We start from the raw sequence: 14,777 nt of genomic DNA on the forward strand, positions 1-14,777 counted from the left end.
TTATTTGATTACCTTGGGCTTTTGGTTTTAATCACTATTGTTATTGATGACTAATAGTCGCGTTGACCAATGTTTTGATGGATACGATTTTTTATCGTGGGTTAAAACACGAAGCTCAACATGACGGTATAAAGCATCGCGTCTTTGTCATCAAAAGTATTGAGTGAACTGAAATCTTCGATAAAGGCACCTCTTGATTTATGAGCTTCAAAGTACTGAATTTCACCATTGATAGATACATTTGGCAGTACATCGTAGTCCACACCAATAAGATAACTGTTACCATTTAAGTGTTCATTGGCGTCGAATTGCGCCCCGTATACAAGGTATGGGGTAAATTGACCTAAATGATAACCAAGGCTTGCATACATAGAAGAATTGAAGTCACTGATTTGCCCCTCACTGGCAAAGATGGCCTGACCAAACTCATATTCTGCACCTAGAGACCAAAGTTGGATATGCTGATTGTTATCTGTTGGAAGAGAGCCAATGTTTTTGATTTTAACCGTTTGGTCAAAATTTGAATCTAGGAAAGATATGTTCCAACGATAATCTTCACCACTAAGCTGCAAGTTCGCTCCGAACATTCGATTGGTTTCAAATTCAAGCTTGGTTGATGAATTGAACTCGACATCATTCTTATCCTTAATTCCAACAAACGGGGAGAGTAACAAGGTCGCTTCATCGCTCACATCATGAGTCCAGTTCACTTTAATACCATTGAACGCCGTGATGCCAAGTACGCTGTTGTAGACCTCTGTAGGCGGCCTTGCTGTCATGTAAGCTTGGCCTACATAATAGTATTCAGACGCGAGAAATAACGGGAGCCTCAGACGCCCGACACTTACATCAAGGTCGTTAAACTCATAGCCAAGATAAGCCCACTCGAGTTGTGGTTCACTCCAATCGTATTGTGGTGGTTTGACAACTTGAACGGAAGCTTTGAATGAATTGTAAAAATAGTCGAGTTGTACCCCAAATGTAGTATCGCAGTCGTAACAGTTTTCATCGGTAAAGCCGCGGGTAATAATTAAGGGGTTATCGTTATCTGATTTTGCCCAAGATGTAGAGCCAAATCCGCTCAACGATAAATTATCGGTAAACTCAATAATAGCAAAGGCCGGAGAGGCTATTGAAGCACATAGCACTGACGTGATTATTTTTTTCATGTTATTTCTCCGAACTTATAACGTACAAAACGTTGGCATTTTGAGGAACCGTCGAGAGTGGTGAATAACCAATGCGGTTGGGTTTGTCGTCGAGCCAATCGACTAGGCTGTCTGTTGAAGCCTGTTTGATTTCTCTTGGGTAACGCGCTTTCCCTGAAAAAGATAAGCCAGCCCAGTGTGCATTCATTTGAGCTGCATTTTTGCCGAGAAGTAACTGATAAAAATCTTCTCTTTCGGTACTGTTTTCAGGCCAATCTGATAGTTCTACACGCTTGCCGTTCAGACGCTTGGTTTTTCCTCGATATAGCTTTCTCGCTTTATTTATTGTTATCTCTTCAAACCCAGAATCTAAAGAAAATATGGCGTAATCTTCCGCTGCATGCACTGGGGTGGCAAGGAGTAGGCTCCCTAACAGCCCAATTGCTGTTGATAGCATAACTCTGCAAGGGAGTGCTTTAATCGTTCTGATCCAATCCATTGGTTTCTCCTAACAAGTCGCACTTTCTATTTGATGGAATAGTTTCTCTTTTCTCACGGGCTTCGCTACGTACCCATCCATGCCTGAATCAAAGCACTTTTGGATATCATCATCGATAACACTGGCGGTTAACGCGATGATAGGAGTTTTGCTTAAGCCTAGATTTTTCTCGTATTCACGTATCTCTTTTGTTGCGGTGAAGCCGTCCATCACTGGCATCATGCAATCCATGAGAATAACGTCGAAACCACTGTCGTTTTGATACATATCTACGGCGATTTGTCCATTCTCTGCAAGTTCAAAAGCATAGCCAGCCTTAGTTAACATCAAAGAAGCCACTTTCTGATTAACTCGGTTATCTTCTACAAGTAGTATTCTTTCGGATTTTCTAGGTATCGTTTTTTGCTTGAGTTCTTCCGGTAAGGTTTGTTTAGCAGAGCTGGCGTTGTGAATGGGAGTGACCGTAGACGTTTTTGATGTGGTCGGGGAAACATTCCTGTTGGCAAGCGGCATTGCTTCAACAGCGGTGAGTATTTTCTCCTTTAACATTTCGAACTTGAAAGGTTTTGGCACGTAATCGTCCATGCCTACGTCGAAACACTTCTGAATATCGTCATCAATCACACTGGCGGTTAAGGCAATGATCGGAATACGGCGTGTAGCTTTTGTTTCTAGTTCAATTCGTCGAATATTACTCGTAGCTTCAAAACCATCCATAACAGGCATCATGCAGTCCATCAGGATCGCTGCATAATGAGGATTTGCGGTAAACTTGTCTATGGCTTCTTGGCCGTTGTTAGCAAACTCGAATTCGAAACCACTTTTTCCCACATGAAGACCAGCAATCTTTTGGTTAATTCTATTGTCTTCGACGATAAGGATTTTGTGTTGTATCTCTAAAGGTTGTTGAGTCGTCTCAGACAGCTCTGCTAAGCCTTGTGTATCACAAAGCTCGACGGCTTTAATTAATCGCAAGCCTAGTAAAGGTTGTGATACTTGAGCTGTGATGCAATTGCCTAAATCTACTGGCTCGCTTAAGAATGAGCGAATCAAACAGATTGTGATTCCATTATTATGCAGTCGATTTAATTCATTTGAGTAATTGTTGGCTTGAAAAGTATCGTCTTCAGCGAAAACGACAGTGATTGGTTTATTGTGTTTCTGAGTCGCGAGTTGTTCGGTGAGCCTAACTGTGTCCTTCGTTCGCTGAACTACGTTTAGGCCATAAAGATTAAGGTTACATTCTATTCGCTCAGAGAGCATATTCTCCTTACCTAGCACGTAAATATCAGCGCTCGCGGTACTTGGTTTTGGTAATATTAAGTCAACCGGTAGTTCTAAATCGAAGTAGAAACAGCTACCTTCACCTTTTACGGAATTAAGTTGAATCTGTCCGCCCATAAGCTCAACTAACTGAGTACTGATGGCTAGGCCAAGCCCAGTACCACCAAATTGACGTGTAGTTGAGTCATCTTCTTGAGCAAAGGGCTCGAATATCTGTTTCTGTTGCTGTTTGTCGATACCAATACCCGTGTCTCGTACTGCGAATCGAATCGTGACTTCGCTTTCAGTCTTGTTAAGCGTCTGAATGGACAGCGTTACACCACCTTCAGCCGTAAATTTTACGGCATTAGACATGAAATTCATCAAGATCTGTCTCAATCGGTGATCGTCTATCATCACTCGAGCTGGGGTATCAGGGCTGATGTCGACGTCAACTGAAATTTTCTGCTCTTTTGCTTTTGGTGCAACAATAGAAGCGATGTCGTATATCGACTCTCTAATGGATGCTGAATGTGGACTTATCAGTAACATTCCAGATTCGATCTTGGAGAAATCTAAAATGTCGTTGATTAAGCTCAGCAGCAGTTGTGATGAGGTTTCGATGGTATCAACGTAATCGCGTTGTGTTGGTGTTAGTGGGGTATCAGCCAGTATTTCTGAAATACCTATGACGCCATTGAGAGGTGTTCGAATTTCATGAGACATGTTGGCTAAGAAGCTGCTTTTCGCTTTGCTGGCTTGTATTGCGTGATCTTTCGCTTTTTCTGCGTCTTCTTTGGCTTGGGTTAGCTTTTCTTTAGCGTACTCTCTTTCGATGGTGAGTCGTTCGACCTGTTGAGCAAATAAGCTGAGCTCATCTTTACCTTGAATGAGTTTTTGTAAAGAGGGGCGAGTTTGATCGTTTTCACTTTTTAAAAAGTTAAGGACGAGTCCAAGGTTGTTCGTCACTTGTCTCGCTAAGCTTAAGGTTAAACCCATAACAAGGGTAGCGAGTAAGGCTACGATGGAAATAAACAGGGTTCGCTCCATTTGAGCGTCTGAAATCGCTTGGGCAACCTCTGTTTGGAATTCTTGCTTAATGACACCGCCAAGGCTTTGCAATAAGTTGAGTCGAGCACTCATGGCCTCTAGACCAACAGATATTTCTTGTGGAGTAAGTTGGCTGATGGCGTTCAGGTCAAGTAGAGCCGTTCGGATTTCTTGGCTTTGAGCAAAGACATCATTTCTAAACACTTCGACCATTAAAGATACCTGATGCTCATTGGCATTCAACGAAACAAAGCGTTCTAAAAACAGTTGCTGCCTTTCACTCAGAGTCTCGATTTGCTCTGCAAGTTCAGGATCGTATTCTTGGCTGCTTTGAAATATCTCAATCAGTGAGGTGCCCAGTTTGAACTCCTCGTTTGACCAAAACATTAACCATTCTAGCTGCTGCAATGCCGTGAGGTGTTGTTGAATTTCACGCTTGGTGTTTTCAAACGGGACCTTCTCGACTTCTAGCAATAATTGTTTGTATAAATCGCTCTGCCATTCGAGTGCATCCAACTTATCGTAACTGTCGATAGCTTGAATTGTCGAAAGTGTTGCTTCGCTGAAGTCAGCTACTAACTGATTCATTTCATTTGAAGTATCTAAGAAAATGATTGGCGATAGGTTTTTTAATTCTGCTTTTACTTGGCTGCTTTGTGCTGCGAACTCTTCAGGGCTAGAAGCTGATGAGCTTCGATACAGGAGCGAAATATCTTGGAGGTAGGCAGATAGCTGACTGGTTCGTTCAAAATCGGTTAACTGAGTCGTCAAGATAAAAGCTTGTCTGCCTGCGAGAAAAAGCAGTAGTGAAACGGGAAGTAGAACTAAGCCAAAGAGTTTATGTTTGACTGAAAGGTTATTCCAGACCGTAATCGCCATATAAGGATCCATCCAACTGTTTTTATATAAAAACAGTAGAATAAAAATGCCGATATGGAAACTTTGAGACGGTATATTTAATGGAAGTGTGGGAGGGGTATAAGTTCTTGTGATTCCAGAGCTTATTTTGAAAGGGATCCTATTTCTACTCGTTTATAGCGGCGGGTGGTTGGTTTATTCTATATGCTTATTGAGGAATAACTTTGAAAACAGTTTAGTGAGAGTGATTGTTGTCTTGATTTACTTCAAATAGAAGTTGTTCTAGCGCCGTTTTAGCAGAAGGCTCTAGTGTCCAAATACCCAAAATTCTGTTTAACGCTGCTCGATAAACTTTGTTTTTGAGTAGGAAGGCGAGAGTACTTGTATCGTTATTTAGAACTTGTGTTTGTATTACGGTCAGTTCGGCTTTGTTTGCGATATCAATTTTCTGAAGATTGAAAGCGGGTAGGAATGCACACTCATACCAAATCTCAACGATTTCTCTAAGTTCGATCTCTTCTTCAGGCACATCGCAGCCCTGAAGTTGGTGGTTTTCAGGAATTGCGGATAAGTAAGCTACATCAAGCTTGTCTGCAACGAATGTGTACATTTGCTTCCCTGTTAAACGTAATTTGAGACCGAATCATCTCTCTCACTTATGGTTTTGTCAATTATATCCATTTATCTAACGAGTAATTTGTGAATAAGCGTCGTTGTAGTTAACTTAAACTGTTTAAGTATTTGTCTGTTAAGCCAAAATATTTTAAATTGCCATCTAGTTCCAGAACCAAACTCATGTTGGAAGTGGCGATCAAACCGGGGTCATTGGTTGAAAAAATGACTGTTTTGTTCAACAACTTATCGCTGAACAAGCGGTTAAAATACTGCGAGTTTTCATTTTCCGCTCCGTTGAACGGTTCATCAATGATGATCAGAGATTGCTCACAGTTACCTAAACCAAGCGCTAAACGCAGCTTTTGCTGAATGCCGTTGGGAAGACTTTTGCATTTGTCCACGTTTAACTGAGTAGCTAAACCTTCCGGGAGCCATTCATCTAATTCGAAGAAGCTCACCATCTCTTGCATCTTCTCTGTTGGAATGAGTCCGTTATGCAGAATGAAGTTGGTTTCTAGCGAACCTTCGAAAATATGTAAATTAAAAGGGATGTAGTTTATCGATGTGCGATAGCGGTAGCTGTTGAACTGCTTGATGTTGTAACCATCGACAGACACTGTGCCCTGATAGCGATCTTCTAGCCCCGCAATGATGGAAATTAGCGTCGTTTTTCCACAGCCAGTTGGGCCACAAATGACGACTTTTGCGCTTGGGGGTATCTTGAACCCCAAGTTGGTTAAGCCGGTTGCTGCGCCTGTGTAACGATGAGTTACACCGCTGCCCACAATACTGCCTTGGAACAGGCGAATAGGTGGGCTCTTCTCCAAAGTCAGCTTGTCATCATTCATCGACATTAAATTGTTGATTTGTGCCGATGACGCCTTTATGGATTGAAACTTAGAAATTGAATTATAGATACCCATGATCGGGCCTAATGCTTTCCAAACCAAAATAACGGTGGCTAGCATGGCACCCGCGTCAGAAGTGCCTTCCATTACACCGATTACAGCGGTCACAATACTTGCAGTACCAATCACCTGTATCAAACTGCCGCCAGCGGCCTGAATCTTACTGTTAGTCACGGCAACATTCTCGGCATCACTGGTACTTTGCATATGCGAAGCACTAAATCGAGATTGAACAACACGAAGTAAAGGCAGCCCTTGGATAGTCTTGATACCACGCAGGATTTCATTCCATTGGTAAGACACCATCGCATTGGCGCGCGAGCTTTTAGATGTGGCTTGTGAGTAGATATAGCGTGAGTAAACACAGAACACCAACATCAATATTAAGCCGCCCATTACCACAAGAGCAGCAGTGCCAGACATCAGGGCTATCGCGATGATAAACACTATCACAAACGGCATGTCAAAGTAGCTGAGGGTCGATTCTGCTGTCACTAAGCGTCGGAAGGTATCGATATCTTTCAAACGAGCCAATTGTGACGAGACCCCTGCGGTTGATGTCATCGCGTAGGGCAGCCAAAGAAGCTTCGATATTACGGCTTGGGATATGTGTACCGCGAGATCTTTACCAGAGGTGGCAATGATGTTGACTCGCATCTTCTTAAAGAAATACTCCGAGAAGCCAACAATCACAGCAAATAAGGTTAGCCAATAGAGTGTTGCTTGAGAGCTAGAAGTAAGAGCGAAGTTATACACGCTCATAATAAAGAACGGCTGCAACGCACCTAGAATACTGATGACGAAGCTCAAGATAATCAGGCTTTTGAGTTCATTGTTGTAACGATAAAAAGCGTATTTAATCCAATTGCTTCTGTCTTGAGATTCCGGTGGTGGTTCTCGGAACAGACGAGAATATTCACTAATAGCAATCAGCAAACAGGGCTTGTTACACATTGGGTATTCAATGGTGTTGTTGTTTGTGTAATCAAACAACAGCAGCCTTCCATCTTTGGTGCCTAAGAAAATCGCACTTAGATTCTCTATTTCAATAAAGCATGGGTGAGGGTGCTTATCGATATTCTCGAGTGTCTTTAGCTTGGTCACATCACAGCGATACCCAAGGCGCTCGATGGTTGCTGTAAAGCTGTCGCCGTCTTTGGATTTTGGAATAAAAGCATCGCTGAGTATAGCGGGAGTGCCTTCCCATTCAAGTGCTATCAGGGTGTAGGCCAAACCACGAATAAGAGGCGATTGACTGTAACGTTCGTCGTATCCGCTAGATTCAAAATCCAAGACACGTTGTGGAACATTATTGAAGTCTACAAGGATACTCATTGGTCACCTCCGGTAAGTTTTACGCGTTTGAGGCGGTGGTTAAGTTTGTCCATTTTATTGCTGGCGATGATTAGGATTTTGTCATTGGCACGATAAGCTGTACTGGTTAGCACAACCCGTGCAAATTCCTCATCAAACACACAATCGATATCATCAAATATCAATACACGTTTACTGGCGAGCAGGGCTCGGACTAATAACAGAGCATATCCAACTTGGCGAGAGAATGGATTGCGCATGTGCCCTTTGAGTTCGGTATAAAAACCGGCAGGAAGCCCGTCAATTTGCGCCTTGATATTCATGGTTTCACACAGTGCAAAAGCCGTGTTATTCAAGCTTGGTCGGAAACAGGTGAGGTTATCAATAATCGTCCCTTCTACGAACGAGCTTGTTTTATCAACCATCAGCACGCTATTACGCCAAACGTTATAATTGACGTCATCTAAAGGCGTGTCGTTAATCATGATATCGAGTTTGCTATCACTGTTCTGGCGCGTAATACAGTTAGCAAGGTGGGTCTTACCTGAACCACTTTTCCCTGTCAGCAGATAGGCTTGGCCGAGTTCGAACTCGATACGCTGCTTTTCAGAATACTTAACCGAAATACGTTCTACTTCTGTTGTTTCATGTTGGTGTTCAACAGAGGCTGCCAATTCAAGGAGATCAGCGATACGTTGGATATGAAGCTTATTGAGTTCCCAGCGGCTCGCGGTGCGCATCACTTGTTGGTAAGGCGCAAAATAACGGTTGGTGAGCATGATGATGGCGGCCATGATGCCTTGGCTCGATTCCATATTGATTACGGCTGTTGCTAGTACTACAACAACACAAGCAATAGAGAGCTGTTGGATAAGCGCCAAGATCAAGCCAAAATTCGATTCGATCTGCTCATATTTGATGTTCTCAACTTCACGCTCTTCGACCATTTGTGTCATCAAGCTTTCAACGCGGTATTCCATATTTCGCGCCTTGATATCCAGTGGACTAGAGATGATCTCAATAATTTTGGAGGTGGTTAAGCCTTCGATATCAGACTTATTTTGCAAGCTGCCAATTTTCTGTTTGGAAAGGCTCCACGCGAAAATCGCTAAGACGGCCGAGGCAATTAGAAGGGTAATGCCAGCCCATATGTTGATGAGGCCGATGATAAGAATGGTAATCACGCTAACCGCAAGGTTGATAAGCGCTCGAACCGATTCTCCGCCAAAGAAGGTCTTAAGTTCAGGAATCGTTGCGATTCGTTCTAGATATTCGCCCGGTTCTAAGCGGCGAAATTTAGAGATTTCAGCCAAACATATTGATTGGAACACCTTGTTGGTTAAGTTGGTCTCAAACTGCCTCATGATGACAGAGGAAATCTTTTCTTCCTGACTTTTTAAGTGGTAGTCGAGGAAGATGGAAATCAAAATAATAGCGAATAATAAGAACAAGGTATCTTGCGCTTGGTTGGGTAACACTCGGTCAAAAATGATCAGAATAGAGAAGGGCAGTACCAAGCCAAATAGGGTTGATATTATCGTTGAAAAAGTCAGATAACACTTATCTGCCATATTGATCTTTTGCGAAAATTGCTCAGTTTGCATTACGACCTCCTTTCCTCAACGACTCCGTTGAGAGAAGATGTTTCGGCACTAAATCTTGATTGTCGCGACCTTCAATATCGCTCATTAATTGCATCACGCTTTCGATAGATTGAATCGAGAGTAAACCCTTAATTTGCTCAAGTTTGATGGTCTCGATGATGTAGTCGTATCGTGCGCTTTCGTAGTCTCTTAAGGCGCTGAACAGTTTACTTTCCGCCGCCAGCAAGTCGGTGATGGTACGCGTTCCTAATTGGTAGGCTCTTTGGATCCCTTTATAAGATGCGTAGTTGGCGCGAATGATGTTTTCGTAACTGCTTATAGACTGCGAGAAATCGTTAATGTTGAGCACTGAGGTATTCACACTGTTACGTGTGGTGTAAAGCGAATCTTGGTAAAGCAGTTCAGTACGCTCGATGGCCGTTGATGACTTCTGATAGCCGTAGTAATCAGAGCCACCAGACAAGATAGGCACGGCGAGGTTTAAGCCAACACTGGTTGAGTTACTTTCACCTGTCGCTGTAATGTCGGTTTTATCGTAGTTATTGGCATCATCGTGTCGATAGCTGGCTGAAAGCGACACGGTCGGTAAGAAGTTCGAACCGCTCTCTTTTAAGCTTCGTCGGCTTCTCTCTACGTTTTTCTTTGCCACCAACAAGTCGTTATTGAGCTTTAACGCCTGATCCATGATCGTGCGTTGCTCGCTGTCGTTGATCTCTTTTAAAGGCACGCTTTCGTATATGTCTTGCGACGGAGTGATAGGGTATTGAATTTGAATCGATAAGCCGTTGAGAATGACACGTCGATCTTTTTGCAAGGTTCTTAATCGGTTCGACACGCCCTCTTTCTGAGCAATCACTTCGTAAAGTTCACTGGCTGCGGTATTACCTAACTCTACATTGCGTCGCATTTGATGTTCACGCGTTTCAGACGATTTAAGCTCAACCTTGGTCGCTTTAATTTGGGCGTTGTTTTTCAAATACTCAAAGTATTGAGAACCGATTTCCGAAATGGTGCTTTGGATTTTGTTCTCGTGTTTAATCTCTTCGATATTAAAGTCGAGTTTTGCCGTGCCATATTTAAAAATATCACCCAGATTGAATATCGATTGGGAAAGGGAAAGGCTGTAGCTGTTTGAGTTATAGCTAGAGGTTTCATCCGGCACGCTCGATAGCAAGGTTTCATTCTCGTTCCATGTGGTATCGGCAGCACCATTGAGTGACGGCAGAAATTTCGAGCGACTGATACCTATGTTGTACTGGTTTTCTTCCACACCTTTATCACTGGCGCGAAGAGACAGGCTGTTTTGCAGGCCGAGCTCTACCGCTTCAAGCAGGGTAGTCGCCGATGCTAAAGGTGCCGTGCTGAATGCAAGCGCAGCCATGATGCTGCTAGTTAAGTTTTTGTACCGCCACATACTTGTTGATCACCTTGATTATTTGGTCGCTTTTATAAGGTTTGCTGATCACGTAATCCATTCCGGCTTCAATACAAGCCTGGTGTTCATTACTGCTGGTCAATGCGGTTGCTCCTATGATGGTGCAAGGGCTTTTCTCGTTATCTTGTTCAAATTGGCGAATGCGTTTAGTCGCTTCAATGCCCCCCATACCTGGCATAATGCAGTCCATGAAGATGATGTCAGAACGTTTATTCATGAAGTGCTCCACTGCGTCAGCGCCATCGCCAACCGTGTCTGGTTCATACTCTTGTTTGGTGAGGATTCGTTTAAGTAGGATCTGCTGAACTCGGTCATCCTCTACGATAAGGAACGAACTGTTCTCCATCTGCTCTTCTGATGCTTCTGCTTCCATAATGGTAAGTAAGTTCGGAATAAACTCGTAAGGAATCGCAGGGGAGTTGATGATCTTATCGACGAAGCTGTGACACTCTTGTGCATGCTGAGTATTAGTTACTGACAGCAACAGCTTGGTATTTGGATGACTCTTAAGTTGAGATTTCACCGTTTTGCTCAGTGATGGCAGCTTGTTAGGTTCAAAGGTATCGGTCAGCATGATGGCATCGTACTCACCAAAGGTCTTCGCCGCTGAAAACAACTCATTTGCAGTGCGGATTTCAGTGATATCAAGCCCCAAGTTACTGAGCATTTTCTTCATTACATCGATACGAACTTGTGTATTGGCGCAAAGCAGTAAACGCTTGCCGTCGAAGCGTGTTTTCTCTGTATGGAAATTCTTAGCCTTGAGATCAAGCTCGATCTGAAAACGTTCCTGTGTACCCGATTGGAACCAATGGCTCTCGTAATAGCCGTAATCTTTTAAAACGCTTTTCGCTAAGTCGTCGGTGTTAGCGGTATGGTGCTTGTGAGCGCTCCAATGAAGCTTATTGAGCTTAGCTACAGATACATCCAACGTTGAAAGGAAGTTGAGATTGATGGTGACACGCGTATTTTCCATATCGGAAGCCGCGCCAGACTCTATCGTCACGAATAACTTCTTGTTTGATTTAAGTTGGATGGCGTTAGAAAGCTGCAGGAACAATATCCAGAATAAGCTGGTGGATTGGCCTTCAACACGGTTCGGCAAATTGTCAGAGATAAAGCAGTCAAGTTGACCTTCGTTTCTCTGAACTTTGGCGCTGATATGAATCATCAATTCAGACAACACGCTCAGTAGAGAAAATTCTTTCGACTTACTTTCCGTACCCTGTGAAATCAATCGGTTATAGTTTTCTGCTAACTCAGACAAGGTACTACACGCAGAGGTAATATCCTTCGCCATCAATACGCCGTTTTCATCGGTTTCTTGAACCAGATATTGGACTCCACCGTTGATGGTGTTGGTGATTCCGCGAATCTCGTAACCAATCAGTGCGTAAAGCTGTTTGTAGAGATCATTATTGCGTTTTTGGTCTTCCAATTTACTAAAAATCAGCTTGAGGTGAGAGTAGATTTGGCGTTGTTTGGGGTTGATGCTCACTTCATTAAGAAGCTCTTCGAGTCTTTGTAAATCGAGTTCCTTTAGCTCTTGATAGAGCGCATCAAACTCATAGTCGATTTCTCGCTCGTTAGAGCTGGATTTCTTCAGTTTCAACATGGCAACTGAGTTAGAAAAAACGGCAATCACGGCCAATATCATGACCACCATAAGCAACCAGACAAAGAACTCGTTTTTCTCTGACATTAAGTCGCTTGCATGGTTGTTAAACATGGTGCGGTAGTTGTCGTCCATCTGCAGGTAGTTGTTCGTCAGCGACAGGTATAAGTCGAGTACGTCGTTGCGTGTTTTCGTACTGTCGGAAAAGCGATTGATAGCTAATTCAAGTTGGGTGTATTCAGTCGCGCCAACCAAACTAAATTCAGTTTTGTTCAAAGAAGCCAAAGACCTAAACTCGTCGATTTCACTCTTCAAGGTAGAAAGGCTCAAGTCACTGGCACTGCAATTATTGGCTTGTAAGCAGTACTGTAAGGTTTGGATGTCCAGTTCTATGGTCTGATTGAGCTTTTGGGCTTGTATCAGAAGTGGGGCGCTTTGCACTTGCGCAACCGAATCGACTTTCGACCAAGAAAAGTATAAATAGAAAGCGAGCGCCGCCAGTACCACGCTGAACAATATGCTCAGACGTAGAGCGGGTACGGAAATGTTATAAGAAGGTTTTCCGCTCATTGATTACCTCTCATCGAATGCATCTTCGATGGCAGACATCACAGGTTTCGCTGCGTATTCGATCACGCGACGCGAGCCTGTTTTTACATCGGCGGTAAATTCCATATAAGGCGATAACTTGTATTGAGTGCCTCCTCGTTCAAGAAAGTTTCGATCAATCTCAATCTCTGCCAAATAGAATTCAGCATCTTCTTCTTCATAGGATGAACGGCTGATTGAGGCGATGGTTCCCTCAACAAATCCATATTTTGCGAAGTTATAAGTATCCATTTTTACTTTCACCGCTTGGCCAATTTCAACAAACCCCATGTCTTTACGCGGGATCTTCGCTTCACCGTGTAGCGAATTATTTATTGGGGCAATATCTGCGATACTCTCGCCTGGCGGAATCACAGCTGAACGGAAATTGAAGTGCAGTTTGTCGACCACACCATCAACTGGCGAGTAGACGATTAAGCGGTCAACCTTGTCGGAATGCTGCGGTTGTAGGATCCGTTTCAGTTTGAGATCTTTATTGGCCTGAATGATTTGCGCTTGGTACTCGGAGTTACGGTTCTCAACCAAATCTCGATGTTGTTTCTCGAGTTTGTCGAGCTGAAAACGTTCGTTCATGACCGACTCGTCAAGGTTCTCAATCTCACGTACCATATTGGACTCTTGTACTTTCATGTTGAGAACATCGACATAAGACGCCATCTCTTCTTTATAGAGCGTGTTTTTGATGTTGAGCTGTTTGCGTATTAGAGATAGTTGATTTTCTGAACTTTTGCGACGCTTTAGCATTGAACGAATTAACGAGTTCTTGTGCTTAATATCGTGAGTGATGAGCTCTTCGTTTGAACGGTTTTTGGAAAATTCTTGTTGCCAAGTGTTCATGTTGACTTGGACTTGTTCTGGATATTTTTCGATATAAGATGCAAAGTTTGGTTCGATCATGTCGCGCAAGCTTTCATAACGAATCTTGTCGAGTTCCAACTGAATGATTTCGGTGTTCACGGTATCGAGTTGGGTGTTGCGGTCGAGTGAGCGGATTCGGGCAATAGGTTGACCTTCATATACAACTTCACCTTTTCTGACTAACAGCTCTTCTAAAATGCCGCCTTCTAAGTGTTGAACCTTCTCAACGTCAGATTCCAACAGCAGCTCACCACGCACAGAAACGACAATGTCAATGCGCGCCTGTGACGCCACGGCGATAGCGACCAAAGCGAGCAGGAAGATGATGAGCAAGGTTTTATGAACGCTGGTCATGGCACTCGCAAGTACGATGGTGTCATCTGCCGTCACCTTCGAAGCCTCGTTATTAGAAACGAGTGCTTTTCTAAGGTGGTGCTCTATTTGGTTATTACTCATGACCTACCTCGATGACTTGTCATCGACCACTTCCTTAATATCCAGCAAGTGATTGATTTGTCGATTGACGTTTTGTAGTTCAGTTTTTACATCCTCTAAAAGCGCTTCCGGTGCAGGGAACTCGTGTTTGCTCAAATGTTCTAGCTTAGCCATTTTTGGCGGCAGGTCTTGGTCACATAACAACGTTAAGATGGTCTTCAATTTTTTAGAGTAGTTGTTGAGTTCGTCAAAACGATTCCCTTTATGAAGTGTCTCTATGTTCATTGGTGCGTCCGAGAAGTTCTTATAAAAGTCGCCTAACAGCAATTGCAGCCCTTTGTGGTTGTTGTCGATTGAACGCAACAAATTCGTCATGTCTATCATCATTCCACTGCCTTAATTGCTTTAATCACAATAACTAAGGATCTTTAAAAGCAGTTTTCAAATTTTTTTTGATTCTTTATGTATAAAAACAAAAATATAAAAAAAGTTGTATAAAAACTTGGTTTTCCAAAATGGTGTCCTTTAATGCCTCTAAATACGATCAGTTAGCTAGTAGCAACGGA

10 protein-coding genes are annotated in these 14,777 nt (G+C 43.0%); all 10 read right to left on the bottom strand.

Going from position 1 to position 14,777, the window contains the following annotated elements:
- Positions 1 to 101: 101 nt before the first annotated feature.
- The 10 genes from ACFI6G_RS14735 to ACFI6G_RS14780 all read right to left on the bottom strand — a co-directional run bounded on the left by ACFI6G_RS14735 (position 102) and on the right by ACFI6G_RS14780 (position 14,598).
- A complete protein-coding gene (locus tag ACFI6G_RS14735) occupies positions 102 to 1,169 on the bottom strand; it encodes an ABC sulfate transporter permease (RefSeq protein ID WP_010429299.1) in 1,068 nt (355 codons plus the stop codon).
- A 1-nt stretch (position 1,170) separates the two neighbouring features.
- Positions 1,171 to 1,647 (bottom strand): hypothetical protein, encoded by a 477-nt coding sequence (locus ACFI6G_RS14740; RefSeq protein ID WP_010429302.1) that lies wholly within the window; start codon positions 1,645 to 1,647, stop codon positions 1,171 to 1,173.
- Positions 1,648 to 1,656: 9 nt separating this feature from the next.
- Complete coding sequence (locus ACFI6G_RS14745; protein ID WP_016793656.1) at positions 1,657 to 4,839, bottom strand: response regulator; 3,183 nt, start codon at positions 4,837 to 4,839, stop codon at positions 1,657 to 1,659.
- Positions 4,840 to 5,053: 214 nt separating this feature from the next.
- The gene (locus ACFI6G_RS14750; RefSeq protein ID WP_010429308.1) at positions 5,054 to 5,428 is read right to left on the bottom strand and encodes a hypothetical protein; all 375 of its coding nucleotides are present in this window, start codon (positions 5,426 to 5,428) and stop codon (positions 5,054 to 5,056) included.
- 109 nt (positions 5,429 to 5,537) lie between these two features.
- Positions 5,538 to 7,676, bottom strand: a complete 2,139-nt coding sequence (locus ACFI6G_RS14755) for an ATP-binding cassette domain-containing protein (RefSeq protein WP_462710339.1) — start codon at positions 7,674 to 7,676, stop codon at positions 5,538 to 5,540.
- The gene (locus ACFI6G_RS14760) at positions 7,673 to 9,259 is read right to left on the bottom strand and encodes an ABC transporter transmembrane domain-containing protein (protein WP_016789856.1); all 1,587 of its coding nucleotides are present in this window, start codon (positions 9,257 to 9,259) and stop codon (positions 7,673 to 7,675) included. The genes ACFI6G_RS14755 and ACFI6G_RS14760 overlap by 4 nt, the downstream gene beginning before the upstream one ends.
- Entirely contained in the window at positions 9,249 to 10,673 is a 1,425-nt protein-coding gene (locus ACFI6G_RS14765; protein ID WP_102363304.1) for a TolC family protein, read from the bottom strand. Before ACFI6G_RS14765 ends, ACFI6G_RS14760 begins: the two co-directional genes overlap by 11 nt.
- Positions 10,648 to 12,879, bottom strand: coding sequence for an ATP-binding response regulator (locus ACFI6G_RS14770; RefSeq protein WP_010429315.1), 2,232 nt, complete (start codon positions 12,877 to 12,879; stop codon positions 10,648 to 10,650). Before ACFI6G_RS14770 ends, ACFI6G_RS14765 begins: the two co-directional genes overlap by 26 nt.
- 3 nt (positions 12,880 to 12,882) lie before the next feature.
- On the bottom strand, positions 12,883 to 14,232 hold the full coding sequence (locus ACFI6G_RS14775; protein WP_010429317.1) for an HlyD family type I secretion periplasmic adaptor subunit: 1,350 nt from the start codon (positions 14,230 to 14,232) through the stop codon (positions 12,883 to 12,885).
- A 3-nt stretch (positions 14,233 to 14,235) separates the two neighbouring features.
- Positions 14,236 to 14,598: a hypothetical protein gene (locus ACFI6G_RS14780; RefSeq protein WP_016768822.1), complete on the bottom strand. Its 363-nt coding sequence runs from the start codon at positions 14,596 to 14,598 to the stop codon at positions 14,236 to 14,238.
- Between the last annotated feature and the right edge of the window lie 179 nt (positions 14,599 to 14,777).

The sequence above is a fragment of the Vibrio sp. PSi01 genome (assembly GCF_054960695.1).